This is a genomic window from Anaerolactibacter massiliensis (genome assembly GCF_900290205.1).
Taxonomy (GTDB): Bacteria; Bacillota_I; Bacilli_A; order Erysipelotrichales; family Erysipelotrichaceae; genus Bulleidia; species Bulleidia intestinalis.
Window position 1 is genome coordinate 1,508,217 of the sequence record NZ_OLMH01000002.1, and the last position, 25,686, is coordinate 1,533,902.

At 51.6% G+C, this 25,686-nt stretch carries 22 protein-coding genes and 1 tRNA gene; 5 read left to right on the forward strand and 18 right to left on the reverse strand.

Going from position 1 to position 25,686, the window contains the following annotated elements:
- Positions 1 to 30: 30 nt before the first annotated feature.
- The 3 genes from glmM to cdaA are packed head-to-tail and all read right to left on the reverse strand — an operon-like array spanning position 31 to position 4,398.
- The gene (glmM, locus tag C7E00_RS10735) at positions 31 to 1,368 is read right to left on the reverse strand and encodes a phosphoglucosamine mutase (RefSeq protein WP_105304275.1); all 1,338 of its coding nucleotides are present in this window, start codon (positions 1,366 to 1,368) and stop codon (positions 31 to 33) included.
- Positions 1,361 to 2,785, reverse strand: a complete 1,425-nt coding sequence (locus tag C7E00_RS10740; RefSeq protein WP_105304276.1) for a CdaR family protein — start codon at positions 2,783 to 2,785, stop codon at positions 1,361 to 1,363. Before C7E00_RS10740 ends, glmM begins: the two co-directional genes overlap by 8 nt.
- Positions 2,782 to 4,398 (reverse strand): diadenylate cyclase CdaA, encoded by a 1,617-nt coding sequence (cdaA, locus tag C7E00_RS10745; protein WP_239928562.1) that lies wholly within the window; start codon positions 4,396 to 4,398, stop codon positions 2,782 to 2,784. Before cdaA ends, C7E00_RS10740 begins: the two co-directional genes overlap by 4 nt.
- Positions 4,399 to 4,518: 120 nt before the next feature.
- Here cdaA and C7E00_RS10750 point away from each other — a divergent pair, with 120 nt between their 5' ends.
- Positions 4,519 to 5,388: a YitT family protein gene (locus C7E00_RS10750; RefSeq protein WP_105304277.1), complete on the forward strand. Its 870-nt coding sequence runs from the start codon at positions 4,519 to 4,521 to the stop codon at positions 5,386 to 5,388.
- 36 nt (positions 5,389 to 5,424) lie between these two features.
- Here the strand turns inward: C7E00_RS10750 and C7E00_RS10755 are convergent, their stop codons facing one another.
- A complete protein-coding gene (locus tag C7E00_RS10755) occupies positions 5,425 to 6,336 on the reverse strand; it encodes a sugar phosphate nucleotidyltransferase (RefSeq protein WP_105304278.1) in 912 nt (303 codons plus the stop codon).
- Positions 6,337 to 6,478: 142 nt separating this feature from the next.
- Between C7E00_RS10755 and C7E00_RS10760 the strand changes: the two genes are divergently transcribed.
- Positions 6,479 to 7,042, forward strand: coding sequence for a Maf family protein (locus C7E00_RS10760; RefSeq protein WP_105304279.1), 564 nt, complete (start codon positions 6,479 to 6,481; stop codon positions 7,040 to 7,042).
- Positions 7,043 to 7,078: 36 nt separating this feature from the next.
- Positions 7,079 to 7,152: transfer RNA gene (locus C7E00_RS10765), tRNA-Thr, on the forward strand.
- Between the two features lie 35 nt (positions 7,153 to 7,187).
- Here the strand turns inward: C7E00_RS10765 and C7E00_RS10770 are convergent.
- The 7 genes from C7E00_RS10770 to C7E00_RS10800 form a co-directional block, all read right to left on the reverse strand.
- Complete coding sequence (locus tag C7E00_RS10770; protein WP_105304280.1) at positions 7,188 to 8,456, reverse strand: alpha-amylase family glycosyl hydrolase; 1,269 nt, start codon at positions 8,454 to 8,456, stop codon at positions 7,188 to 7,190.
- Positions 8,453 to 9,238, reverse strand: a complete 786-nt coding sequence (locus C7E00_RS10775; RefSeq protein WP_105304281.1) for a type III pantothenate kinase — start codon at positions 9,236 to 9,238, stop codon at positions 8,453 to 8,455. Before C7E00_RS10775 ends, C7E00_RS10770 begins: the two co-directional genes overlap by 4 nt.
- A 3-nt stretch (positions 9,239 to 9,241) precedes the next feature.
- Positions 9,242 to 10,435: a bifunctional phosphopantothenoylcysteine decarboxylase/phosphopantothenate--cysteine ligase CoaBC gene (coaBC, locus tag C7E00_RS10780; protein ID WP_105304282.1), complete on the reverse strand. Its 1,194-nt coding sequence runs from the start codon at positions 10,433 to 10,435 to the stop codon at positions 9,242 to 9,244.
- The gene (locus tag C7E00_RS10785) at positions 10,432 to 11,055 is read right to left on the reverse strand and encodes an ECF transporter S component (RefSeq protein WP_105304936.1); all 624 of its coding nucleotides are present in this window, start codon (positions 11,053 to 11,055) and stop codon (positions 10,432 to 10,434) included. Before C7E00_RS10785 ends, coaBC begins: the two co-directional genes overlap by 4 nt.
- Positions 11,056 to 11,298: 243 nt before the next feature.
- Entirely contained in the window at positions 11,299 to 12,498 is a 1,200-nt protein-coding gene (locus tag C7E00_RS10790; protein ID WP_204378608.1) for an ABC transporter substrate-binding protein, read from the reverse strand.
- Between the two features lie 387 nt (positions 12,499 to 12,885).
- Positions 12,886 to 13,437: a prealbumin-like fold domain-containing protein gene (locus C7E00_RS10795; protein ID WP_105304283.1), complete on the reverse strand. Its 552-nt coding sequence runs from the start codon at positions 13,435 to 13,437 to the stop codon at positions 12,886 to 12,888.
- A 20-nt stretch (positions 13,438 to 13,457) separates the two neighbouring features.
- Positions 13,458 to 15,065: an isopeptide-forming domain-containing fimbrial protein gene (locus C7E00_RS10800; protein WP_105304938.1), complete on the reverse strand. Its 1,608-nt coding sequence runs from the start codon at positions 15,063 to 15,065 to the stop codon at positions 13,458 to 13,460.
- A 291-nt stretch (positions 15,066 to 15,356) separates the two neighbouring features.
- Here C7E00_RS10800 and yfcE point away from each other — a divergent pair, with 291 nt between their 5' ends.
- Positions 15,357 to 15,899 (forward strand): phosphodiesterase, encoded by a 543-nt coding sequence (gene yfcE / locus C7E00_RS10805; protein ID WP_105304284.1) that lies wholly within the window; start codon positions 15,357 to 15,359, stop codon positions 15,897 to 15,899.
- 58 nt (positions 15,900 to 15,957) lie between these two features.
- Here the strand turns inward: yfcE and C7E00_RS10810 are convergent, their stop codons facing one another.
- A complete protein-coding gene (locus C7E00_RS10810; protein ID WP_105304285.1) occupies positions 15,958 to 17,886 on the reverse strand; it encodes a flavocytochrome c in 1,929 nt (642 codons plus the stop codon).
- 139 nt (positions 17,887 to 18,025) lie between these two features.
- On the opposite strand from C7E00_RS10810, the gene C7E00_RS10815 reads away from it, so the two are divergent.
- Positions 18,026 to 18,760, forward strand: coding sequence for a MurR/RpiR family transcriptional regulator (locus C7E00_RS10815; RefSeq protein WP_105304286.1), 735 nt, complete (start codon positions 18,026 to 18,028; stop codon positions 18,758 to 18,760).
- An 86-nt stretch (positions 18,761 to 18,846) separates the two neighbouring features.
- On the opposite strand, the gene C7E00_RS10820 is transcribed toward C7E00_RS10815, so the two are convergent.
- From C7E00_RS10820 to C7E00_RS10845, 6 genes are all read right to left on the reverse strand, one after another.
- Positions 18,847 to 19,806 (reverse strand): L-lactate dehydrogenase, encoded by a 960-nt coding sequence (locus C7E00_RS10820; RefSeq protein WP_105304287.1) that lies wholly within the window; start codon positions 19,804 to 19,806, stop codon positions 18,847 to 18,849.
- A gap of 135 nt (positions 19,807 to 19,941) precedes the next feature.
- Positions 19,942 to 21,153, reverse strand: coding sequence for an ABC transporter ATP-binding protein (locus C7E00_RS10825; RefSeq protein WP_105304288.1), 1,212 nt, complete (start codon positions 21,151 to 21,153; stop codon positions 19,942 to 19,944).
- A 60-nt stretch (positions 21,154 to 21,213) separates the two neighbouring features.
- Positions 21,214 to 22,731: a 4-alpha-glucanotransferase gene (gene malQ / locus C7E00_RS10830; RefSeq protein WP_105304289.1), complete on the reverse strand. Its 1,518-nt coding sequence runs from the start codon at positions 22,729 to 22,731 to the stop codon at positions 21,214 to 21,216.
- Between the two features lie 15 nt (positions 22,732 to 22,746).
- Positions 22,747 to 23,769, reverse strand: coding sequence for a LacI family DNA-binding transcriptional regulator (locus tag C7E00_RS10835; RefSeq protein WP_105304290.1), 1,023 nt, complete (start codon positions 23,767 to 23,769; stop codon positions 22,747 to 22,749).
- 143 nt (positions 23,770 to 23,912) lie between these two features.
- Positions 23,913 to 24,749, reverse strand: coding sequence for a carbohydrate ABC transporter permease (locus C7E00_RS10840; RefSeq protein WP_105304291.1), 837 nt, complete (start codon positions 24,747 to 24,749; stop codon positions 23,913 to 23,915).
- The gene (locus C7E00_RS10845) at positions 24,749 to 25,591 is read right to left on the reverse strand and encodes a carbohydrate ABC transporter permease (RefSeq protein WP_105304292.1); all 843 of its coding nucleotides are present in this window, start codon (positions 25,589 to 25,591) and stop codon (positions 24,749 to 24,751) included. Before C7E00_RS10845 ends, C7E00_RS10840 begins: the two co-directional genes overlap by 1 nt.
- Between the last annotated feature and the right edge of the window lie 95 nt (positions 25,592 to 25,686).

A 25,686-nucleotide genomic window follows, 5' to 3' on the forward strand; every position in this document is an offset into this window, starting at 1 on the left:
CTCAGGCGTGACTGCCTGGGCCTGATTCCTTTATGCTCCGAACTTCCTGCGCACGACATCGGCAACCTTGCCGACTTCTTCTGCACAGATCTCATCCGTCTCTGCTTCTGCCATGACCCGGATCAGCGGTTCTGTTCCGGAAGGACGGACGAGAAGTCTGCCGTTTCCGGCAAGTTCTGCATTGACTTCTTCAATCGCCTTGCGGACTTCTGCATCTTCCATCGCATCGTTCTTGGAAGTGACTCTGACATTGACCAGCAGCTGCGGATAGATTCTGAGGCCTTCCATCAGCTCGCTGATCGTCTTGCCGGTTTCCTTCATGATCGAAAGGATGACCAGAGCAGTGACCAGACCGTCGCCGGTGGTCTCATGGGCTTTGAAGATGATGTGGCCGCTCTGCTCGCCGCCAACCTGATCATCATCGCTGCACATCTTCTCATAGACATACTTATCGCCGACCTGAGTGCTGGCTACCTGGATACCTTCGCGCTCCATTGCCTTGAACAGGCCGAGGTTTGCCATGACAGTGGTGACGATCGTATTGTTCGTCAGCTTGCCGTGATCGCGCAGATACTTCCCGCAGATATAGAGCACGAAGTCCCCGTCGACAAGTCTGCCATCCGGGGCGACCATGATCTGACGATCAGCGTCGCCGTCAAACATCAGGCCGAGATCATAATTGCCATGCTTCATGAATTCCACGAAGTGCTCCGGATGCGTGCTGCCGCATTCCGTATTGATGTTGATACCGTCCGGATGATTGTTCACCATCGTGATATCTGCACCAAGGGCTTTCAGGGCACGCTCAGCCGTGAAGGAAGAAGATCCGTTTGCACAGTCTGCTGCCAGGCGGAAACCAGAAAGATCAACCGGGAATTCCGTCGTGACCCATTTCAGATAGTGCTCGATTCCTTCCGGATAGGAAATGACCTTCCCGATCTCTCCGTCCGTGCGGTACTCGATGGTCGTGAGACCGTCGATATAATCTTCGATCAGACCTTCAATGTCTGCCGAAAGCTTGATGCCTTCTTTGGAGAAGATCTTGATGCCGTTGTCATAGAACGGATTGTGGCTCGCACTGATCATCGCGCCTGCCGCGAAATCTTCTTTTCTGGTCAGATAAGCGATCATCGGCGTCGGGCAGTATCCTGCCAGGTATGCATCGCACCCTTCTGAAGCAATTCCTGCTGCCAGTGCGGATTCCAGCATGTCCGAAGACAGGCGGGTATCTTTCCCGATGAGAATGCTCTGCTTGCCGTCCTTTGCGAAGTAATAGCCGAGATAACGCCCGACCTGGAATGCCTTGAACGCAGTCAGCCCTTCATTGGCTCTGCCCCGGATTCCATCTGTTCCGAAATATCTACCCATTGTTCACTCCTGTTCCTTCCGATGTACTGGAATCATCTACGGTTTCACCGAGGACATTCAGCGTCAGCGTCGACTGATTCAGCGTGTACTTCACCAGGCCGCCGGAAGGCTGTTCGACTTCAAGCGGGAATTCCTGGAGACCCGGCACTGCGTCTTTCATGTCGATGTAGACATCGATGTCATCTGCGGTGATGTTTGCAATATTCTCTTCCGTTCCGAATACCGTCACGCTGGTCGTCGTGACATTGTCGACCGGCGCTGCCTTGTAGTTATTCGTATTGTTGCGGTATTTGATCGGAACGCCATCGATCGTTCTGCTTACGCCTTCCCCGAGCGTCACGGTCATCGTGCTCTGGTTGATATCGCTGGAATTGACTCCGGTAGGAAGGGTGATCGGGCGAAGAATCGTCGAATCCTTCGTGATCGTGCTTGCATTCAGGGTAACGACTACTTTATCAATCTGGCTCAGCACGGATTCCGGTCCGTAGATCGTGACTGCCTGCTGATCCGTTTCAATGCTGGCAATGGCCTGCCCGTCCGGCACATCTCCGCTGACTTCAATTTCAATCGGCACTGTCTTGTTCGGGGAAGTGACCGGTACCGTCACGCTGACCGTGGAAGGATAGATGCCTGCATCGACCGGCTGCCCATTGGAATCATAGGCAATCAGCTTCGCATCCTGCGTAAACTCTGCTGTCTGGCCGCTGACATCGATCAGTGCTTTGACAAAGGCAATTGTGTTCAGCGTTTCCTTGGAAGCACGGACATTGACCTTCGTATATTCGAATACCGGAGTACCGAGCGAATAGATGCTGTCCATCTTATCCGTATTGATGAAGTCGTAGCTCAGATCAAATGTCTGGGTCGTCTTCTTTCTCAGCGTGATATAGCAGTTCGTAGGCTTGACGGTAACCGTAACGCTGTCGCCGAAGCCTTCAGTCGTCAGTTCGACTTCATGGGTTCCTTCGGTCAGACCTTCCAGGTCTGCTACCACGACTCCGCGGGAATTCACTGCCGCAGTGACGCTGGACGCGTCTCCGGAAATCGTGATATCTGCCGTTTCCGGAAGTCCGGAAAGCTCAAAGGTATCCGAGTTGTATTTTGCCGTCACAGTCACGGAACTGAGCGTGCGGGAATTCTGCATCGCATTGGTATACAGCGAAGACTGGCTGTTGTAATTGACAATCACATAGAACAGAATTGCCAGGATCAGCGAGACCAGCTTGCTGTACTTGCGGCTGAACAGCGTCTTGTCCAGAAACGCTGAGAACCAGCGCACAATGCGGACCAGACCATCTTCAACATGCTGGTAGGTGCTGGCAACTTTGCGCGACTGACTGGCGATCTGATTCGCCATTTCCGTCTTATGCTCGCTCGTTCCGCGTTCTTCCTGGCCGTTCTTGTCGAGTTCGCTCATTTCCGGCTGCCTCCTTCCTGCTGAGAAGAATCATCAGAAGTCTTACTGGACTTCTTCTTGCTGTCGATCGAGTCGATCACTTCGAACGTCTTGTCCAGATCCTCGTTCATGCCCATCAGCTCGCCGAGGTCGAGCTTCGTCGTATCAAACTGGGAATCCTGATTCTGAGAACTCTCTGATTCCTTCTTCACTTCCGGCTTCCTGGCCGAAGAGAATTTCTGATACGCTGCTTCTCTTGCTGCCCTGACCTGTTCCGGAGTCATGCGCGGAGCTGCTTCGACTGGTTCCTGAACTCTTGCTTCAGCTTCCAGGCGCTTTGCTTCTTCCGCTGCCTTGCGCTTGCGTTCGGCTTCTTCAGCAGCTTTACGCTGACGCTCGGCTTCTTCAGCCGCTTTCCGTCTGCGTTCTGCTTCTTCCGCTGCTTTCTTCTGAGCCAGCTGTTCCTGACGGATGGCTTCTTCTTTTTCTCTCAGTTCTTCTTCGTGCTGACGTTCTTTCTCGAACCGCTTCACGGAATCATTTTCCGGATAGCTCGGGGCAGGTCTTGCCTTCTTGTGCGGAAGCTTGATCTCCGCTGCCTCTTCATCGAGCTTCTTCATATTCTCGTCTTCATCCGAGATGATCACTTCCGGCTGCTCTGCCGGGATGACTTCTTCAGCTTCGATCTTCTCAGGCTTCTGTTCCTTGGCTTCCTGCTTCTTGATCGCGAGTCTCGAAAGGACACCGGTATTGCCGGTCTTTCCTTCCTTCTTCAGTTCCTGGGTGTCATCGATGATGACTTCTCTCGGCTTTTCATTGTTCAGCTTGCGGCCGCTGCCGTGGACTTCAGTTTCTTCTCCGCAGATGACTCGTAAGAGATAGTCTCTCAGCTGACGGCGGTTCACGGAAATGATCTTGCCGCCTTCGGTAATGGAGACTGCTCCGGTTTCCTCGGAGACGACAATCGTCACGGCATCCGTGATCTCGCTGATACCGATCGCTGCCCTATGCCGGGCACCGTATCTGCCAGGAAGTTCCAGATTGGTCGGCGGGAAGTATGCACTTGCGCAGGCAATCTTGTCACCCTGGATGATGACTGCACCATCATGAAGCGGTGTGGAAGTCACGAAGATCGAGGTCAGCAGTTCTGCTGTCACATCCGAATTCAGCTTCGTGCCGGTAGCGATGAAATCATCAAGCGGATGATTCTGCTCAATGCAGATCAGAGCACCGGTCTGATCCTTTGACAGCAGCATCGTCGCAGTGACGATCTGATCGACCAGGTTTTCTTTCTCATTGCCAGTCAGGGTCGTGATTCTCGAGAACACATTCGTCTTGCCTAATCTTTCAAGCAGAGATCGGATTTCCGGCTGGAAGATGATGATGATCGCAAGAAAGCCCCAGTTGATGAACATGTCGGTCAGATACTGAACCGTCTTCAGACCAAGAAATTTCGCAATGCCGTCAATGATGATGACGAGCAGAATACCTTTGAAAATCTGGATCGTCTTCGTGTTCGAGCGAACCAGACGGATTGCATAATATAAAACGAGCCACATGATGAAGATATCCAGGAACATCACAGTGATAGTCCGGATATTTTCCAGGGTCAGGCTGATGTTATAACTCGACAAAGTCGTGATCTCCCTTCGCGGTGAATATTATATCATGACCTCCGCCATCCCGACATGGCTCCGGGAAAATCCCCAGGGTCTGGAAAGATGATATGATGAGAATCTGCAGGGGGAATTTTCATGAAACAGAAGACTTCAGAACTCGGCACGATGCTGATCGTGATTGCCGGGAATATCATCTATGCGCTGGCGGTGAAACTGTTTGTGATGCCAGCTGATCTGATCACCGGCGGATCAACCGGAATTGCGCTGTTCGTCAACCGGATCTGGCATATTCCGGTGTCTCCGTTTCTGCTGATCTTCAATACGATCATGCTGGTATGGGGATGGAAGACACTTGGAAAGAAGTTCGCGATGACAACCATCCTTTCCACGTTCTCGTATCCGCTTGCGCTGAGTTTCTTCGAAGTCGTTCTGAAGGATGTCGTGCTGACGGAGAATACGATGCTCAATGCGGTATTCGCAGGGCTGGGCATCGGAGTTTCGCTTGGATTAGTCATCCGTTCCGGTGCCTCCACCGGCGGCATGGATATTCCTCCCCTGGTCCTGAACCATTATTTCCGGATTCCGGTTTCGTTCTCGCTCAATGCGATGGATCTATGCATCCTGCTGCTGCAGGCATTCTTTCATACGCCTGAGAAAACACTTTACGGAATCATCGTCGTGCTGACCTACACGATGACGATGGATAAGCTGCTTCTGATGGGGACCACCCGGACAGAAGTCAAAGTCATCAGTGCGCACTCTGCGGAAATCCGTCAGGCAATTCTTTCCGAAGTCGACCGCGGCGTCACGATTCTCGAGGCAAAAGGCGGATACAGCGGAGAACACGAAGAGATGCTGCTGAGCATCATCTCCGACCGGGAACTCCCGAAGGTTGAGAAACTCATCCATGCCATTGATCCGGAGTCTTTCCTGATCGTGAGCAGAGTCACGGAAGTCGCCGGCCGCGGCTTCACCCTCAGCAAGCAGTACAAGAACCGCACATAAAAAGCTGGCTCCTTTAACAGAACCAGCTATACTTCCTTATTTCCAGAGAACGTCCGGATAGACACCGGTATCTTTCAGGGCCTGGATTTTTGCGACCACATCCGGCTTATCTTCCTTGTAGGTGACACCGAACCATTTGTCCGTGCTGGAAAGCATCTTCACGGAGCACTTTCCTTCCGTGACAAGCTGTCCCATCATCGTCGGAATGACATGCTCGCACTTCATCGGGTTCTCAGCCAGATGATCCTTCAGGAACTGCGTGAAGATCGGCTCTGCTTCGTCGAAGATCTTCGGTGTGAAGCCCCAGAAGTTCATCGAAACAAGAGCAGTGTCCGGAATCGTCTTCCAGCTGTCGCCGTCTTCATAGACCGCATGGCCGTCTTTCAAAGCGATCTTCTGGATCTCGACGATATGGGAGAGATATCCATCCTTCTCCTCGCAGAGACCTCTCGTGACGGTTCCGTTTTCGGTCAGCGTATTCAGGCAGCGGAAACCTACCATCGCATAATGATCATCTGAGATCTCATTCTTCAGGTAGTCATAGATCACCTGATAGGCATTCCGCCCATAGAAATCATCCGCATTGATGATCGCAAACGGGCTGTCCACGATACCCTTGCATGCAAGCAGTGCATGCGTGGTTCCCCATGGCTTGACTCTTCCTTCCGGAACGGAGAATCCCTCCGGAATATTCTGCATATCCTGATAAGCAAAAGCCACTTCCATTCCGCCTGCTTCCACGCGATCGGTCAGCGCCTTGCGGAAGAGTTCCTCATGTTCTTTCTTGATGATCAGAACGACTTTGCGGAAACCTGCCTGATAGGCATCATAGATTGAGAAATCAATGATCGGTTCGCCATGGCTGCCGACGCCATCGATCTGCTTCATGCCTCCGTAGCGGCTTCCCATTCCGGCCGCAAGGATCACAAGCACTGGTTCTTTTGACATAATCCTTTTTTATCTCCTTTTTGCTTGACGTGTCCATTATACCATCCGGAAGGGCTTACAGAAGGTATGAAACAGGATTGCTGAATGTTCCTTCGAATTCTTCTTTTTTTCGGTTAAGATAGAAAGCAGAAACGAGGCCGTTATGAAAGAACTGATTCTTGCCAGCAGATCCCCGAGACGAAGAGAACTATTGCAGAAGTGCGGAATTCCTTTTACGGCAGATGCTGCAGATCTCGATGAGACCATCAATCCGGGCAATCCCCTGCAGGAAGAAATCCAGGCTCTTTCCTTCCGGAAAGCAGAAGCAGTCCTGAAAAGACACCCGGACGCAATCATCATCGGCTCCGATACGATCGTGACCATCCATGGCGAAGTGCTTGGCAAGCCGCATGATCATGAAGATGCAAAGCGCATGCTGAGAGAACTATCCGGAACGACGCACGAAGTCATCACCGGTCTCTGCATCCTGTCGGATCGCCGGAACTATCAGACCGTCACGGTTAATCAAGTATCCTTCTTTCCGCTGTCGGAAGAAGAGATTTCTTCGTATGTGGAAAGCGGAGAAGCAGATGACAAGGCAGGTGCCTACGGAATCCAGGGATTAGCAGCCAGATATGTGAAGTCCATTGAAGGAGATTTCTACTCGATTATGGGTCTTCCGGTATCGCTGGTCTATGAAGAGCTCAAAAACCGAAATTCCTATTGAAATGTGCAGATGATCTGATATGATATTAGGGCACTCGCCGCTTTAGTATAGTGGTAATACGCATCCATGGTAAGGATGAACGGGCAGTTCAATTCTGCCAAGCGGCACCATGTAAAAAGACCCTGTGAGGGTCTTTTTCTTTTCATCAATGCTCCAGATCTTCTTCCCGGATCCTTGCATAGAATGGCGCAGCCGAAGCAGGAAGTTCATGGTTATTCACTTCCAGCACTTCCTGATTCAGAAGATTCCGGTAGGATCCGTCTTTCAGTTCCGTCTTCAGGCTGGTGCTGCCATTGACTGCAAAGAGTCCGTAATAGACTTCCGGTCCGAAGGCCGCAAATTCCATTCCGGTCTCATTCGGAAATACCTGAACCGACCACACTGTTCGAAGTGTTTCTTTGCGCAGAGCATTCAGATCAGCAATCCATTTTTCCAGTTCGATAGAACGGTTCTTCCAGCCTACCGGTTCTGCTTCAAACAGAGAAGGCAGATGCGTTTCATAAGCCTCTTCGCCAGCATAGAGAAAGGCAGCCCCAGGCAATAAGAACGTGAATGCCAGCCAGTTCTTCTCGGATTCTTTGTTCACGGCTGAAGCGATGCGGCGGCAGTCATGATTCTCCAGGCACCAGATTCTGGACAGATTTCTCGGATATTCCGTCATCGTATAGTCCAGCATCCGCTGGAGCGGAAGCAGATTCCCATGATTCTCCGCATCATCCCATTCCGGACGCAGATCATACGGATACAGGAGATCGAACGCCTGGCAAAGCTCGCTGTCGCTGACGGCATCCAGTCCCTGTGCCCGGACCATTCTCACTAACGGCATATCCACGGATTCGGCCAGCCACAGAAAGTCCGGATTGATTGCCGCGACTTCTCTGCGCGCTTCGAGCCAGAAGTCCAGCGGTACCAGGGAAGCCACATCGCAGCGGAAGCCATCAACGCCCTTCTCTGCCCACCTCTTCAGCATGGCCAGCAGTTCTCTCCGCAATCCCGTGCTGGAATAATCGAAGTCATAGATATCCGACCAGTCCGGAACCGAACGGACGACTCTGCCGGTTTCATCGCGGTGATAGAATTCCGGATGTTCCTTTACCCAGGGATGATCGCAGGCGCTGTGATGGATGACAATGTCCATCATGACTTTCAGCCCGCATGCATGCGCTCTTTCAATCAGATTCATGAAGTCTTCCATCGTGCCGTAAGCAGGATCTACAGCATCATAGTTCCGGATGGCATACGGACTTCCCAGCGTTCCTTTGCGGCCTTCAATGCCGATCGGATGAATCGGCAGCAGATAGACATAATCAAAGCCCATCTCTCTGATGTGAGAAAGCTGTTCCGTAACATCGTTCAGGTTTCCATGCGGACCGAAGTCCCGCGGGAAAACCTGATAAATCGAAACTGGTTTCATAGGTTCTCCTTGTTCTTCTGATACAGGATATACATGCCCTTTCCGGCAATGTCCGGATCATACAGGTCAATGCTGGAGGTCTCATTGGCAATCACTTTGCCAAGTCCGCCGGTTGCGATGACATAGGCACCCTGGTCCTTCAGCTCCTGCTTCATGCGCTTCAGAATTCCTTCCACGCAGCCAATATAGCCATATACGACCCCTGCCTGCATGCCGGAAATCGTATTCCTGCCGAGAATGCTGGCAGGTTTCTCGATCTCGATTTCCGGAAGCTTCGCGGTGCTGCTGGTCAGGGCCTGGGCACAGATATCAAGACCCGGAGCGATGACCGTATACTGGAAGATTCCTTCTGCAGAGACATAGTCAAACGTCGTTGCCGTGCCGAAGTCCACAATGATGCAGCTGCGATGATAGGTGTAGTATGCCGCAACCACATCCACCAGCCGGTCGGCACCGACTTCCTTGGGATTGTCATTGCGGATCTGGATGCCGGTGCGGATGCCCGGACCGATGATCATCGGTTCTTTCTTCAGATACTTCTTCACGGAAGAAGTCAGCGCATACATGATCTTCGGAACCACCGAGGAGATGATGACGGCTTCGATATCAGAAGCAGAAAGATTCAGAGAATCCAGGAATTCCTTTTCGACAATCCCGTATTCATCGCTGGTTCGCGGCGTCTTCGTGGTCAGTCGGAAGCTGGATTCTGAAATGCCGTCTCTCATGAGCTGCATCTTGATGTGCGTATTTCCTGCATCAATCGTAAGAAGATAGGATTTCATGCATTACCTCCCGGATACTGCCGCAAGGATTTTCTCAGCAGTTTCTTCCTTGCTCAGCAGACCAAGTTCTTTCTTTCCTTCCGCGCTGAAGATCGTGACCTTGTTCGTATCCACTGCAAAGCCTGCGCCTGGTTCTTTCACATTGTTCGAGACAATGTAGTCACAGTGCTTCTTCTTCAGCTTTTCCAGAGAACGCTGCTCCGCATTCTCCGTCTCCATCGAGAACCCGACGAGGATCTGCCCGACCGGTTTATGTTCGCCAAGTGTTGCAAGAATGTCCTGAGTTCTCTTCAGTTCGAGCATTGCATCGCCTTCCTGCTTATGGATCTTCTCTTCAGAAGTTTCTGCCGACGTATAGTCTGCCACGGCTGCAGCAAGGATCATCAGATCCATGTCTTTCTGCAATGGCAGCACTGCCGCAGCCATATCTGCCGCAGAAACCACCGGAATCATATGCACGCCGCGGAGATCTTTCAGATGATTCTTTCCAGCTACCAGCGTCACCTCAGCACCGGCATTGCGAGCAGCAAGCGCCAATGCATAGCCCATCTTGCCGGAACTATGGTTTGTCAGATACCGCACCGGATCAATCGCTTCCTGAGTCGGTCCGGCCGTGATCAGAACCTTCTTTCCTTTCAGGTACGGATCCTTCACGAGCAGCTGCTTCAGAGCGTCTTCGATCTCATCGGCCTCCGGCATTCTGCCCCTGCCCATATCGCCGCAGGCCAGATACCCGCATTCGCTCTCCAGAACATGCATGCCATATCTTCTGCACTTCTCCAGGTTGTCCTGGGTAGCCGGATTCATCAGCATGTGCGTATTCATCGCCGGCACCAGCAGCTTCGGGCATTCTGCCGCAAGGAATGTCGTCGTCAGCATATCATCGGCAATCCCATTGGCCACCTTCGCGATCACATCTGCCGTTGCCGGCGCAATCACGAATACGTCTGCCTTCTTGGCAAGGCTGACATGATGTACATCCGGTTCATATTCCACGGAGAACATGTCGGTGATCACCCGCTGATGAGACAAGGTCTGAAAGGTCAGCGGCGTGACGAACTTCTCGGCTGCCTCGCTCATCAGCACATGGACCTCATAGCCCTGTTTCGTGAGGCTTGATACCAGCCCGCACGTCTTGTATACGGCAATGCCGCCAGTCACGCCGACGATCACGCATGGTTTCTTCTCTTCGCTCATGATGCAATTCCCATCCTTTCCATCTGAGGATTCAGCGCTCTGGCCAGAGCAGGAATGACTGCTGCAGCCAGGATGATCTCAAGAATTCCGTTGCTGGCAAGAACTGCCAGAATCACTGCTCCGACCGTGATTCCTGCGGCATTGGCATACTGAGTTCCGAAGAAGACCCAGATCAGTCCCATGACCAGCAGCGTGTGCAACAGCGTATTGACCGCTGCCGAGATGCTAGCAGCTTTCACCACACTTCCATGATGTTTCCGGATCCACCGGTACAGTACGCCGGAGAATGCCCCGAGAATCATTCTCGGTCCGAAGGCAATCAGAATGCTGGCAAAGTTTCCATGCACTCCCCCGATCGTGATGAACGGGCTGAAGCAGAAACTCGTGATGCCGGGCTGAAACGTTGCTTTCAGCATACTGGATAATCCGAAGATGAAGCCGGTCATCGCTCCGAACCCCGGCCCGAGCACGATGCCGGAGAGAATCACCGGCAGATGCATCGTCGTGATGTTGATGGCACCGACCGGAATAAAACCGATCGGTGTAACTGCCATCAGGATCTCAATTGCGACAAAAAAAGCCGCAAGAGTCAGCTTCTGTGTTTTCTGTGATCTGTTCATGTCTTTTCCTCCTGCCGCTCCACAATGGATGCAGCGAATCATGAAACTGCTATCTGCCGGTCATTCAGAAATCCGAGTCCGAAGATCACGGTTTCTCTTCCGGTATTTTTATTATACGACTCTGAGAGTTTTTTCACAGTCTTTAACATGTTTTCTGATGTTCTGATCCTTGCAGACATGAAAAGCTGTGAAGAAATTAGATCCTGATCCAGGAGATTTCTTCACAGCCTCAGTGCTTCTGATTCAGTTCATGGTGCCAGCTGCACTGTTGGGATTATACATCTTATGAATCTGCTCATCGGTCAGCGTGATGCCATAGAGCTCACTGTAATACGCTTTGACATCAGCCGTGATATCGATATCCTGGAACAGATCCGGATACACTGCCTGAGCAAGCCACTCCAGAGTCATCGGGGTATCGACACCAGGCGTGTAGGTGCGATAAGTGCCAAGCGGCATCTTGTATACACGATGATCCTGAACAGCTTTCACCGTGCTCCAGTCATCATCGCCGATGGCATTATTGTAGAGATCATCCGGCTGGGTCTTCGTGAAATTCGTAATGATAATGACATCCGGATTCCATTCATAGACCTGTTCCATCGTGATCGTGGCATTGCTGTTATCAGCCGAAACGGATTCTGCCGCATTCAGAGCGCCGACCGCATCACACCACCACTGGCCGAAGAAGCTGGAACCGGAAGTGACCATCGTATTTTCATCATACTGGTACAAGAACAGAACCTTCTGTTTCTCATCGTCTGATACCGTGCTGACAGTCTGCTGGATCTTGTCATAGATCTCATTGCTGTAGGTATCGACGAGCGTCTCATGGCCTGCTGCGCGGCTTGGATAGATCTGATTCAGCAGTGCAATCCATTCGTTATATGTCCTGATGCAATCATAGTTCCACTTGGTCGGAGATACTGCCACTGCTGTGATCCCCGCATTTTCCAGACGTTCCCCTTCGGCCGTATTGTTGGCATTGTAGAAGACTACATCCGGATTCAGAGCTGCGACAGCTTCCACATTCAGATCATCGCCATTCATGATATCGGTATCAATATTGACGATATCCGGATAGATCTCAGAAAGGATTCCATTCCTGGCAGCGTTCATGCTCGCAGGTTCCATCGCCTTGATCGTTTCCGGAGAATCCAGATATACCGTCAGAACCGATGCCAGCGGCAGGATTCCTGTGATCACGACGCTCTCAGGATCTGCTTTGACTGTTACCGTGCGGTCAGCATGATCCGTGATCGTGACATAGCCGTCTTCTGATGCAGCAGCAGAAGGTGATGACTCTGCTGATGCGCTCTCTGAAACTGCTGATGCGGAAGCTGATGGCGTCTCTGAAGAAGATCCGCACCCGCTCAGCATCACCATGGAAAGTGCTCCTGCCAGCAGGAGCTTTCCGCTTGTTCTGAAGAATTGATTCATCATGGTTGTTCAGCCTTTCTATTGTTTGCTTCTCATTGGCAGTATTTTCTGCCACTCGATTGTATCAGTTTAATCCCAGATTGCAATTTCAGAAACAAAAGCGTCTTCCTATTATGATCAGAAACTGGATATCCGTGTCTTTTCCGCATCCGTCAATATTCTGATTCTGGAAGATTTCCTGTTTTTCCCGGATCATTCAGAATCACCAAGTGTGGTGTGGAAACTGGTGCAGCGCGGACGGCTCCGGCTTTTCGTTATGCCACCGCAATTCTGAAAAGCACAGAGAAGATCGACGATCCTGCATAGAAAAGCGGCATCACTAATTTGCTGAGCAGATCAATGATGCCGCCTATTCAGGAATCAGTTATTCCTCCAGGAAATCTCTGTCAGTCAGGCATTTTCCCCTGTCTGATTCCGGAGCATCTTCAGACTGAAGACTGCTGCCGTCACGGAAATCAGAAACATGCCTGCATTCCTGCTTGATAGCTCATCCGAGGTGAGAGGAACAGATCGTGCTGAAGACGGAGAATTCACGCTCCGGACCGTACTTCGGGCAGATACTGTTCCTTCTGAGAATTTCGGATACAGCACAAGCTGATAGACCGATTCTTTGCTCACCGGATCTTTCCCGGGAAGTTCAAGGGTTACGTGCTGAAACCATACCGGTACCTGGTCCTCACGGGTTCCCTGTCCTTCCAGTTCATAACAGCCAGGCGGCAGATTCCGGAATTCTGCCTTTCCTGAATGGATTCTGCGGATCTGAGGCTGAACAGATTTGCCCGCATCCTCACTCAGGCCAGCTGTGAGAAAGCTTTGTTCCGAAGAAGCATCTATCCGGCTCAGCCGGAATTCTGCTCCTTCCAGTTCTGAACAGACCGTGATCGAGCAGGTTGCCTCTTCTGCAAGAGAAGAAATGCATACCTGCAGGATCAGGATCATCATGATCAGAAAACACCTATGCTTCACGAACCGAGATGACGCTTCACACCAGTCAGAATCATGCCGATCAGGATCAATGCACTTCCGGCAATCATGATGGCACGGGTTCCGCTTCCGCCGGTTTCCGGAAGCACAATGCCTGGCTTATCAATCACGTTGATGGTAAGAATTCCGCTGACGGTACTGCCGCTGCAGACGGTTCCGGTTCCATCCTGAACGCCTTTCAGATTCTTCAGTGAATGATCTCCCGGGTCCGTTCCGTATTCTGCCTGAATCTCAAAGCGCAATGCATGTTTCATCTGTTCTGTATCTGAAACCTTTGCAGTTCCTTCCAGCTTGTTGTAGCCGACCGGAGACTTGCTTTCTTTCAGAATATAGGTTCCTGAACCAAGCCGATCCGCATGGAAGTGATACCCTTCCTCATAATTCAGCACATCGATCTTCTTCAGTGCTCCTTCTTCGAGACGATACAGCTCAAACTCTGCTCCTTCCAGACGGTTATTCTCTCTGACACTGTCCTTGTACTTATTGATATCGATCTGGTAAGTATAGATCGTTACCGTAGCCTTCGGAGTCATACTGACAGAATCTCCGGTCCCATTCGGATTGCTGGAATAGGTCAGCTGCGCTTCATTGCGGCTTCCGCTTCCTCCGATCGCTGCCTGCTCTGTCAGAACTGCGCGATAGATGATCTCAATCCGGTCTTTCGGATCTCCGGAAGAATCCATTCCCTCCGCATGGCGGAAGAAGACATTCTTCAGATAATGATTGTCTTTTCCAGGCTTTACCGTGAATACCAGCTTCTGTCCTTCTTCTCCATCTGCAAGAGACACCTCATACCAGTCCTTCGTGCTCAGCAGATGTCCGTCACTGTAGCAGAGCACTTCAATCGATTCCGGATCAATCCGAATTCCCGCCGAAGGAATATCCGTAATGGAATACTGGTAGCTTTCATAGCTGTCATAGTTTTCCGGCAGAGTGCCAAGCAGTCTGAATTCCATCTTCTCTCCAAGCGAGAAGTCTGCAGTACTCAGCTCCTCGTTTTTACTGTCTCCGTTTGCCTGCAGATGCGATACCGTCTTCTTCAGTTCCGGCACCCGGATCTTCAGCTGCTGCTCCAGATCCTCGTCCAGGATTCTCAGAATGAACTCCGTCGAAGCTCCGCCTTCCTTCCCCTCCTGGGAACCATCACGATCCTTCAGCAGATAGTAGCCAGGATCAAGATTTGAAAATTTATATGTCTGACTTGGAGCAACCATTTGAAATGCGATTGCATCTCCCAGGCTCTGGCTGATTTCTCTCAGAACTGTTCTTTTCATCTCAGGATTGTTGATATTTGTGATCTTGGCATTGAGTCCTTCTGCCCAGACTACCGGATCAAGCTTGCTGAGCTCCGAGTCAGAAGCGATCCCGCTTCCCCATTCCGGATTGCTGAGGATTCTGGTGTTCTCCTGCAGGGTAACCTGGCCAGTCAGAATCTGGTAGAGTTCGAACGTATGCGGAACGTCCTGATCATTGACGATGGTCAGAGATCCTTTTTCCGTATCTTCTGCATAAGCAGGAAGAATAGCCATGATCATGGCGGCCGCAAAGGCGAGCAGAATTCTGCATGAGCGTGTGAGTGAAAGCATTGTTTCGGTCCTCCTTCGTGTTCCCTGCAGAACAGAAAAACTCCGGAAAAAGACTCTGAATGCAGTTCATTCAGCCATTCGGTTTCCGGAGTTATATTTCTATGATGCAGAGCTATGATGGCGAGTCAATCATGACTCGGCCTGCAATGAGACTATAGCCGAGAAGAATCTCTGTCACAATGGGTATGCGAAAGGTTTCCGGCTTGATACAAGCAGAGGAACTTGAAGATACCATTTTCATTTCCCTGAAACATGGAATCCGCTACAATAACGGCAGAAAGAAGGATGGTTATGAGATATCTGGTAGTATCAGACATTCATGGAAGCCGCAGCGGTGCAGCCTTGGTTCCGGAGCTATTCCATGAACTGCATGCGGATGCGATTCTGTGTCTTGGCGATGTGCTGTATCACGGGCCAAGAAATAATCTGCCGGAAGACTATGCACCGAAAGAAGTGATTTCAATTCTGAATCCGCTGGCTCCCCATATCTTTGCAGTACGGGGAAACTGCGATGCAGAGGTCGATCAGATGGTGCTGAATTTCCCGCTGACCGCTGACTATAATGAGTTCCTGCTCGGGAGCCATAAAGTGTTCATGACGCATGGACATGTCTATGGTCCGGATCATCTGCCGAAGCTTGTTCCGGGAGATATTTTCCTCTATGGTCATACGCATATTCCGATGGCAGCAGTCACGGAAGAAGTATTTCTGCTGAATCCGGGTTCTGTTTCTCTTCCCAAGGGAGGCCATCCGAAGACCTATGCAGTACTGGAAGAAGAGGAGTTCACGATCTGCACGCTCGATCGCAAACCTTATCTGAATATCAGATTCTGAGAAAGAAAAACGGTTTGCATGCCTGGGTATCTGCTCAAGGATGCAAACCGCTTTCTGATTATCCGAGATAGCTGACCGCGCTGTTTCCGGCGATCTGTCCGAAGACGATGATATCCGTGACGGCAGTACCGCCAAGACGGTTGCCGCCATGAACCCCGCCGGTCACTTCGCCTGCAGCGAATAAGCCCGGGATTGCGATTCCGTCAGAATTCAGGACTTCTGCATTGGAATTGATCTTAAGGCCGCCCATCGTATGATGGATGCCCGGAGTTACCTTGATTGCATAATACGGTGCCGTATCAAGCGGTTCCGCAAAGCTGGTTCTGCCGAAGTCCGGATCTGATCCGGCTTCCGCATATCCATTCCATGTGGAGACTGTCTCAGAGAGTACCGCAGGATCAATGCCGATCTCTTCGGCCAGTTCTTCTGGTGAATTGCCGGTGAATGTATAGCCAGCGTCAATATATCCCTGAATCACAGCCGAAGCATCGACCATCTTCTGATCGATGATGAGCCAGGCACTGGCATCAGTCTGCTCAATTTCTGCAGCAGACACTTTGTCGCGGGTGCTGACCTCATCATAGAACCGCTTTCCTTCCTGATTGACCAGAATTGCTCCATCTCCTCTCAGGCCTTCGGTAATCAGATGTGCATTTCCGTCCTCATCCAGATGCACCGTCGGATGAATCTGGATCTGATCCATGTCTACGGTATCTGCACCGATTTCCTGGGCAATGACAATCCCCTGTCCTTGCGAACCTGCCGCGTTGGTTGTGCAGAAACCCGCAAGATCCGGACGGTATTCCGTGACCATATCCATGTTGGCACCGAATCCGCCAGCCGCATCGATGACTGCACGGGCATGAATGGTCACTTTGTTTCCATCTGCGCCTTCCGCTTCAACTCCTGCAACCGCCCCGGAATCATCGGTCAGAATCTTCTTTGCCGTCGCATTATACATAATTTCAATGCCGCGGTCTTCCACATTCTTTTCCAGAATCGGAACGATATAAGCACCGACCGCAAGCTTCTTCCCGTTTTCATCTTCCGGAGAATGAATCCGCTTGACGCTTGCTCCGCCAGCAGCTCCTACCAGGGTCAGATCTGCATCATGTTCATGAAGCCACTCAATCGCACCTGCGCTGTGATCCGTAAGGGTCTTCACGAGATCCGGATCGTTGATTCCATGGCCGCCGATCATCGTATCCAGGGCCATCAGTTCAGGCGTGTCGAAGTATTCTGACTGACCCGACTTCTGCCATTCGTCCCACTGCTGCTGAACGGTTTCAGCAAGAGAAGTAATGGCTTCATTGTCTGCCCAGTCTTCTGCCGCCGTCTTAAGTGTCTTTTCCACTCCGGCAGATTCCTTGAACTCCATCTTCTTCTGTTCCGGTGTTCCGGCAGCGTTCAATCCGCCAGTAGCCCGGACGGTATTGCCGCCAGCCATCGGCTGGCTTTCCAGAATCACGACCGTTTTTCCTGCATCTGCAGCAGTAATCGCTGCTGTCATTCCTGCTCCGCCGGCACCGATAATGACGATGTCAGTATCCTTGGTGATGTCTTCTGCTTTGACTGCAGCAGTTTCTGTGACCTTCAGATCCGAAGGCTTCAGTCCTGCTTCTTTCAGAGCAGCCGCTGCTGCTTCCATGATTGCGTTCGAAGTGATCGTGGCACCGGAAACCGCATCCACTGTGACGCTGTTCGCCGCAACCATTTCTCCAGGAAGCACATCAATGGCCTTCGAGCCGATTCCCTCGGTCTCTCCAGGTCCCTCTGCTGTGACCGCTGTAATGGTCCCGTTTTCCAGCGTGAGCGTGACCGTGACCGGATTGCTGCTGCCGCCCATGCCGACCGCACTGCCGCTGAAGGTTCCTGATACTCCCTGTGAACCGGAATTCCCGGCCGAACAGCCAGGAAGAGCGCCGAGGATTGCGGCGATGGCAAACAGCCCTGCGACTGCAGCCTTTGAAACTGTACTATTCTTCATACTTTCCCCCGTGTGATTAGCTTTGCGGCAAGAGTTCCTGCCAGTCTTGACCGCTCAGTCAGCAGGATTGTAGCATTCCCCCGGAAGAAGGGTCAACAATATTGTCAGAAAATGATTACAGAAGTGGTAAAATTGTCACATGAGCATCATTGAGACAATCAGAAGTCATGAGCCAGAATTCAGCAACGCGGAAAAGAAACTCAGTCAGGTAATTCTGGAGCGTCCGGACCTTGCCGCAGATTATACGATTTCCCAGCTTGCTGACCATGCGGATACTTCCACCTCAGCAGTATTGCGCTTCTGCAAGACCTGCGGGTGCAGCGGATTCAAGGAATTTCACTTTCATCTAGTTTCCTGGCTCAGCAGCCGCAATTCTTCTGATGATCTTGTGATGGACCTGGCCAGCCAGTATGCTTCAGCAGCCCAGGAACTGGGAAATCTGGATCGCCGGAAGCTTTCGCAGCTTGCACAGAAGATCCGCACCGCAGACCGGGTGTTTTCGCTTGGCCGCTTCCGCAATGAGGCCTGTGCCCGCCGTCTCCAGATCAATCTCATTGATCAGCAGATCGACTGCCATTGCGGCAGTGATGAACTGGAATATCAGCATCTTCTGTATCTCGTAAGCTCTCATTCAGCTGTCGTGTTCTTTTCTGCGGTCGGAGACATCAGAAGCTGCCGAGAAACCGCAGAGCAGATTGCCGATCATGCTGGATACAGCGTTCTCATCACTGCCAATCCGCGGGCAGAATTATCTGCCCTGACGGATGATTCGATCATTCTTCCCTCCCTTGAAAACAGAACCTTCAGCGAGCAGGCAGTCATGCTGATGTTCGTAGATATTCTGTCTGAGCTGGTCCGGCATGCTCAGATCTGAATGATTCCTTTTCAGATTGCCTGGCCGCAGAAAAAAAGAGCAGATGCACTCTGCTCCTCTGATCATGATTTCTGATTTTCTTCTGCCTAGCAGCCGAAATCAATGCCTTCCATGTTCTGCTTGAGAACCTTGGCACTGCTGAGCAGTTCTTCACGCTCTTTCTCGCTCATCGTGACCGGCACGAGTCCTTCTACGCCATTGCGGCCGACAATCGCAGGGGTAGACAGAGCGCAGTCGCTGATGCCGTAGGCACCATGCATGACCGTGGATACCGGCAGGACGGACTTCTCGTCCTTGACAATTGCCGAGCAGATTCTGCGGACTGACATTGCGATGCCATAATACGTAGCCCGCTTCTTCTGGATGATCTGATAAGCGCTGTTCTTGACGTCATCGCCGATTTCTTTCTCAGCTGCAGTCAGATCCTGGTCACCCATGCCGCGAAGTGCGAAGAAGTCAGCCAGCGGAACGCCGGAGACGTTGGCATTGGACCAGCATACGATTTCAGAATCACCATGCTCACCGACGATGACTGCATGAATGGAACGGCTGTCGACATCCAGTTTTGTGCCGAGCAGCGTACGCAAGCGGGCAGTGTCAAGAACGGTACCGGAGCCGAATACGCGGTTTTCCGGCATGCCGGATGTCTTGGCTGCGTAATAGGTCAGGATATCAACCGGGTTGGATACCACCAGCATGATTCCCTGGCAGCTGCGCTTTCTGATCTCAGCCATGATGGAGCCGAGAATGGATATATTCTTGTGAATGAGGTCAAGGCGGGTTTCACCAGGTTTCTGAGCAGCACCGGCGGTAACGACAATTACTGCTGCATCGGCGATATCGTCATAGGTACCGGCATAGATCCGCATCGGATTCATCAGCGCCGTGCCATGCATGATATCCATGGCTTCTCCCTCTGCCTTTTCCTGAACGACATCCAGGAGCACCATCTCGGTGAACAGACCAGACTGCATCAGAGCAAATGCGCTTGCTGAGCCCACAAACCCGCAGCCGACAACGGCTACTTTGCGAAGATTCACACTCATGTTCTTATCTCCTTCCGACGGATTCTCTCCGTCTGCAGGTTCAATATAGCATATGTCTGACAGATTATTAACAAATATGACTGAGCAGAAAAAAAGACACTCCCGGAATTCCGGGAATGCCCTGAATGCTTCTGATTATCTGCTGAGCTCGGTTCCGTCTGCGTATTCCAGGTTCCTGCCGGAATCCTTGCCGAAGACGTGAACGACATTGCCGCCGAACGTGAAGCTGATCTCAGAACCCATCGTGAAGGTCTTGCTGCCCTTGAGATCCAGCGTTGGAACAATGATGACGCCGTCCTTGCCCATCGCATTGATATGCAGATGAACTGCAGAACCCATCAGCTCGGAGACATCGATCGTGCCCTGGATCATCTTGTCAGCAGCACCCTCGAGCGTAATATGCTCCGGACGTACGCCGACGGTGACATCCTGCGGTGCAACATTGCGTTCTGAAAGATGCTTCTGCTTCTCCGGAGAAAGTTCGATCACTGCATTCTCAACCTGAACCGCATACTTGCCATCTGCGTTCTTCAGCAGCTTGCCATCATAGAAGTTCATCTGCGGAACACCGATGAAGCCAGCAACGAAGATGTTGATCGGGTTGTCATAGACATCCTGCGGAGTGCCGATCTGCTGAATGACACCGTCCTTCATGATGACGATGCGATCGCCCAGCGTCATAGCTTCGGTCTGGTCATGCGTGACATAGATAAACGTCGTCTTGATCCGCTGACGGAGCTTGATGATCTCAGCCCGCATCTGATTGCGGAGCTTTGCATCAAGGTTGGAGAGCGGTTCATCCATCAGAAGAACCTTCGGCTCACGGACAATTGCACGGCCGATGGCAACACGCTGACGCTGGCCTCCGGAGAGAGCCTTCGGCTTGCGGTCGAGATACTGGGTGATGCCGAGAATCTCTGCTGCCTGGTTGACCTTGCGATCCATTTCATCCTTCGGTACCTTGCGGAGCTTCAGCGGGAATTCCATGTTCTGACGCACGGTCATGTGCGGATACAGAGCATAGTTCTGGAAGACCATGGCGATATCGCGATCCTTCGGTGCGACATCGTTCATCAGCTTGCCGTCGATATACAGCTCGCCTCTCGTGATTTCTTCCAGTCCTGCAACCATCCGCAGGGTCGTGGATTTGCCGCATCCGGACGGACCGACCAGAACGATGAATTCCTGATCAGCGATCTCGAGGTTGAAATCCTGTACTGCAAGAACGCCTTCCTCAGTTACCTTGAGGTTCGTCTTCTTGTGCCCGGATTCTCCCTTCTTCTTTTTCCTGCCGTCTTCTGCGTTCGGATAAACCTTCTCAATGTGCCTTAAACTGACTGTAGCCATAAAACCTGTCTGCCCCTTTCCTTTCTAGAAAGAATTCTGAAGCTCCCGCGTGCAGGACTGTCAATCAGATGATCCGGCTGCCTTCTTTTCCCTCGGCAGTCTTCCGTACAGTTCCATCCAGCTGCGAAGCTTTCTGGCAAGAGTGCCTGTGAATGCGCCTTCCTCACACCGCCACGTCCAGTTTCCGCCGACTGTGGATGGTGTGTTGATCCGGCCTTCGCTGCCCAGTCCCAGAATGTCCTGAAACTGCATCACAGCGAGACTGGCAACGCTTTCATAAGCGCCTCTTAAGACACCCCAATTATACCCCTCTTTCTCATCAAGGTGAAGATACTTCTCTGCTCGTTTCACAAATGGCTTCGGGGCGGAATGTACCCAGCCCATAATCGTGTCATTGTCGTGCGTTCCGGCATAGACCACACAATTGCGCGGATACTGGTGCGGCAGATAGCCGCCGCCCGTATCTCTCGGATCAAATGCGAACTGCAGGACTTTCATGCCCGGATAGCCGGTGTCCTTCACCATCTGAATCACTTCCGGAGTCAGGAAGCCGAGATCCTCGGCAATGAGGTTCAGCTTGCCGAGCTTCTTTTCCACGGTGCGGAAGAATTCAATGCCCGGTCCCTTCTTCCATTCGCCCCGGCGGGCATTCTGATCTTCTGCAGGGATCGCGAAGTAAGATTCGAATCCGCGGAAATGGTCAATTCTCAGCAAATCTACCAGATTGCTCTGATAACGGATGCGCTCCGTCCACCATGCATAGCCATCTTCCTTCATCTTTTTCCAGTCATAGAGCGGATTGCCCCAGAGCTGGCCATCCGGCGTGAAGGCATCGCCAGGCACTCCGGCGACCATCTTCGGACGGCGGTCTTTTCCAAGCTGGAACAGTTCCGGATTTGCCCAGATGTCTGAGCTGTCCGGACTGACATAAATCGGCACATCGCCGATGATGCCGATGCCATGCGCATTGGCATACTTCTTCATGGAGGAATACTGATGGAAGAACAGATACTGCAATGCGCTCCAGAAGGAGACTTCCTCTTTCAGGCGGATTTTTTCTTTCTGAATCGTCTTCTCCTCATGGAGGCGGAGCGGTTCTTCCCATTCCTGGTAGGAGATGCCTCCATGTTCATACTTCTCAGCCATGAACAGAGCATAGTCTTCCAGCCAGAATGCATTCTTCTTCAGAAATGATGCGTAATCAGCCGGCGGATTCAGCTCGAGTCTTTCAGCAGCTTTGCGCAGCACGCCGAAGCGCTTTTCATACAGAAGACCGTAGTCGACGCGCTTCGGATCATCACCCCAGCTGATCTTCCGGTATTCCGAAGGCTTCAGATAGCCTTCCTTCGCCAGATCATCCAGATCAATGAGATATGGGTTCCCGGCAAACGTGGAGAAGGACTGATACGGAGAATCTCCGTATCCGGTCGGTCCCAGCGGCAGGATCTGCCACCACGACTGACCGGCTTTCTCCAGAAAGTCGATAAACTTCCGGGCTTCCCTGCCCATCGTGCCGATTCCATATCTGGATGGCAGCGAAGTGATCGGCAGCAGAATTCCGGCACTTCTTGTTTCCATAAAATACCCCTTTTCTCAATCGTTCCGAGGCCTTGCTACACTTTCTCCCCGGACCAGTTCGAACGGGATGTCTTCGTGTACAGCTGCGTGCCGATAGTTCATCCGCAGCAGCATGTCTTCCACGCCTTTGCGGGCCAGGGTATCAGTATCCTGGCGGATTGTGGCAAGACGCGGAATCGTATATTTCCCGCTCTCGATGCCGTCATAGCCGATCAGAGAGATATCTTCCGGGCATCTCAGGCCCATATCCTTGATCGCTCTCAGTGCACCGATGGCGATGGTATCGCCGATTGCGAAGATTGCAGTAATCTTCGGATTCTTCTTCAGCAGTTTCTGCGTGCTTTCATAGCCGCCGCCCATGGAGAATCTGCTTGGTTCATACTGCATTTCTTCATTGAACTGCAGTCCATGTTTCTCAAAAGACTCAATGCAGCCGTGCATGCGCCGGAAGCCGACCTGGCTGCCGATTCTGGATGCGCTGCCGCCGATGATGCCGATCTCGCGGTGGCCGTTCTCAATCAGATAATTGATCACTTCATAGCCAGCCTTGGCATCATCTGTCGTGAAGCTGGACAGATTGCTGAAATGCAGGTCTTCCGCCGTATTGGTCAGAATGACCCCCGGAACATCGATCTTTCCGAAATCCTGGCGGAAGAATTCGAGGTTTCCGCCGAGAAAGATGAAACCTTTAGGCTTGCGGGCAGCACTCAGCTGAATTGCCGCCTGAACTTCATTCGCATATTCATCCAGGAACGCTACTGCCACTTCTTCTCCGGAATCACGCAGAATCGCCTGAACCTGTTCCAGAATGCCTTCGAAGAACATGTTCTCATAGCCTTTGACGATGATGGTGACTGCCGAATTGGACTGCTGCTTCAGCTGCTTGGCATTGCTGTTAGGCTGGAAGTTCTGTTCCCGGATCACCTGTTCCACCTTCACCCTGGCTTCTTCCGAAACGTCCGGATGATGATTGATCACCCGGGAGACCGTCCCGATGCTGTAGCCGGACAGCCTGGCAATATCTTTGATTGTTGTCATATGCGCTGCCTTTCTAACTCATGCTTCCGGATGCCCCAAGAAACGTTTCCGGAAACGATTCAACTCAAGATCATTTTAGAGATGCAGTACCCTGGAATCAAGGTCCTGCACCTTAAGAAGAGATCAGAGGAATATCAAGTCCATTATCCCTTCACAGCGCCAGCCGCCACACCCTTGATGATGTACTTCTGCAGGCTGAGATAGAAGATGATAACCGGAATGACTGCCATGATCAGGGAAGCCATGATGGCGCCCATATCGACAGAACCATAAGAACCCTTCATGTACTGAATGATGATTGAGATCGTCTTGTACTTCTTGAGATCGAGGACAAGATACGGCAGCAGGAAGTCGTTCCAGATCCACATGGTTTCCAGAATACCCACCGAGATATACGTCGGCTTCATGATCGGAAGAACAACCTTGAAGAACGTCTGCAGCGGCGTGCATCCGTCAATCATCGCTGCTTCCTCGATTTCAATCGGAATAGATTTCACGAATCCGGTGAACATGAACACTGCGAGGCCTGCGCCGAATCCGAGATAGATGACAATAATCCCCCACGGAGTTGTGAGTCCGAGTTTATTCGCAACTAAGGACAGCGTATACATGACCATCTGGAACGGAACGACCATCGAGAAGATGCACAGCGTATAGATCAGCTTCGTCCACTTTGTCTTCACGCGGGTGATATACCAGCCGCACATCGAGGTGCAGATCAGGATCACAGCCACGGAGCCGACGGTGATGAACACGGTCCAGCCGACTGAATCAAGCAGCCCGTATTTCTCAATTGCGGTAATGTAGTTCTCAGTTCCGACACTGGTCAGCGAATTCGGTAACTGGAATGGTTTCAGGTTGATCGAGTTCTTGTCCTTGAAAGAATTCCAGAGCACAATCAGAATCGGCATGATCCAGGCTGCGGACAATACGGACAGCCCGGCAATTGCACCGGCATGATTGGAAGACTTCTTTTTCATCACTGCTGAACCTCCTTGCTTCTGGTAAAGTGCTGCTGCAGGCCAGCAATCACGACAACGATCAGGAAGAAGATCACTGCCTTGGCCTGGCCGACGCCCTCAAATCCGACGCGGCTGTAAAACGTGTTGTAGATATTCAGCGCCATCATTTCTGTCTGCTTCATCGGAGCACCGCCAGTCAGAGCGAGGTTCTGATCAAACAGCTTGAAGCCATTCGTCACAGTCAGGAATGTGCAGATCGTAATGGAAGGCATCATCATCGGAATCGTCACCTTGAACAGCTTCTGCTTGCTGTTGGCACCGTCGATTTCTGCTGCTTCCAGCACATCGCCCGGAATTGACTGCAGGCCGGCAATGTAGATGATCATCATGTATCCGATCTGCTGCCAGCATACCAGGATCACAAGACCCCAGAAGCCGAGCTTGGCATTGAGGTTCAGCGCCGTACTGAAGTAGACCAGAACCCCGGAGAAGATCAGCTGCCAGATATAGCCGAGCACGATGCCGCCGATCAGGTTCGGCATGAAGAAGATCGTACGGAAGATATTGGTTCCTTTGTATTCCTTGGTCAGTGCCATTGCCAGCGCAAATGCGATGACATTGATCAGTACCAGGGTCACAATCGTGAACGCCAGCGTGAACCAGAAGGAATGAGAGAATGTGGTGTCCTTGAATGCAGTGATGTAGTTGCTGAAGCCGACGAATTTGGCATCCGTGACTGTCGTGAACTTGCAGAAGGACAGATAGATTCCGAGAATGAAGGGAACCAGGAAGCCGATCAGAAATGCAAGCATGGTCGGCAGCGTGAAGATTCCCCAGTATTTCTTTACGTTTTTCTGCACAGAATACGCCTCCTTAGTGTTTCAGAATACAGAGAGAAAGGGCAGCTTCAGCGGACAAGTCCGCATCTGCCGCCCTTGTTTCATGATTCAGATCG

What these genes read in the sequence shown, in the direction of transcription:
- glmM (WP_105304275.1), bottom strand. Translation starts at nt 1,368, where the DNA reads ATGGGTAGATATTTCGGAACAGATGGAATCCGGGGCAGAGCCAATGAA.
- C7E00_RS10740 (WP_105304276.1), bottom strand. Translation starts at nt 2,785, where the DNA reads ATGAGCGAACTCGACAAGAACGGCCAGGAAGAACGCGGAACGAGCGAG.
- C7E00_RS10750 (WP_105304277.1), top strand. Translation starts at nt 4,519, where the DNA reads ATGAAACAGAAGACTTCAGAACTCGGCACGATGCTGATCGTGATTGCC.
- C7E00_RS10755 (WP_105304278.1), bottom strand. Translation starts at nt 6,336, where the DNA reads ATGTCAAAAGAACCAGTGCTTGTGATCCTTGCGGCCGGAATGGGAAGC.
- C7E00_RS10760 (WP_105304279.1), top strand. Translation starts at nt 6,479, where the DNA reads ATGAAAGAACTGATTCTTGCCAGCAGATCCCCGAGACGAAGAGAACTA.
- C7E00_RS10770 (WP_105304280.1), bottom strand. Translation starts at nt 8,456, where the DNA reads ATGAAACCAGTTTCGATTTATCAGGTTTTCCCGCGGGACTTCGGTCCG.
- C7E00_RS10775 (WP_105304281.1), bottom strand. Translation starts at nt 9,238, where the DNA reads ATGAAATCCTATCTTCTTACGATTGATGCAGGAAATACGCACATCAAG.
- coaBC (WP_105304282.1), bottom strand. Translation starts at nt 10,435, where the DNA reads ATGAGCGAAGAGAAGAAACCATGCGTGATCGTCGGCGTGACTGGCGGC.
- C7E00_RS10785 (WP_105304936.1), bottom strand. Translation starts at nt 11,055, where the DNA reads ATGAACAGATCACAGAAAACACAGAAGCTGACTCTTGCGGCTTTTTTT.
- C7E00_RS10790 (WP_204378608.1), bottom strand. Translation starts at nt 12,498, where the DNA reads ATGATGAATCAATTCTTCAGAACAAGCGGAAAGCTCCTGCTGGCAGGA.
- C7E00_RS10795 (WP_105304283.1), bottom strand. Translation starts at nt 13,437, where the DNA reads ATGATGATCCTGATCCTGCAGGTATGCATTTCTTCTCTTGCAGAAGAG.
- C7E00_RS10800 (WP_105304938.1), bottom strand. Translation starts at nt 15,065, where the DNA reads ATGCTTTCACTCACACGCTCATGCAGAATTCTGCTCGCCTTTGCGGCC.
- yfcE (WP_105304284.1), top strand. Translation starts at nt 15,357, where the DNA reads ATGAGATATCTGGTAGTATCAGACATTCATGGAAGCCGCAGCGGTGCA.
- C7E00_RS10810 (WP_105304285.1), bottom strand. Translation starts at nt 17,886, where the DNA reads ATGAAGAATAGTACAGTTTCAAAGGCTGCAGTCGCAGGGCTGTTTGCC.
- C7E00_RS10815 (WP_105304286.1), top strand. Translation starts at nt 18,026, where the DNA reads ATGAGCATCATTGAGACAATCAGAAGTCATGAGCCAGAATTCAGCAAC.
- C7E00_RS10820 (WP_105304287.1), bottom strand. Translation starts at nt 19,806, where the DNA reads ATGAGTGTGAATCTTCGCAAAGTAGCCGTTGTCGGCTGCGGGTTTGTG.
- C7E00_RS10825 (WP_105304288.1), bottom strand. Translation starts at nt 21,153, where the DNA reads ATGGCTACAGTCAGTTTAAGGCACATTGAGAAGGTTTATCCGAACGCA.
- malQ (WP_105304289.1), bottom strand. Translation starts at nt 22,731, where the DNA reads ATGGAAACAAGAAGTGCCGGAATTCTGCTGCCGATCACTTCGCTGCCA.
- C7E00_RS10835 (WP_105304290.1), bottom strand. Translation starts at nt 23,769, where the DNA reads ATGACAACAATCAAAGATATTGCCAGGCTGTCCGGCTACAGCATCGGG.
- C7E00_RS10840 (WP_105304291.1), bottom strand. Translation starts at nt 24,749, where the DNA reads ATGAAAAAGAAGTCTTCCAATCATGCCGGTGCAATTGCCGGGCTGTCC.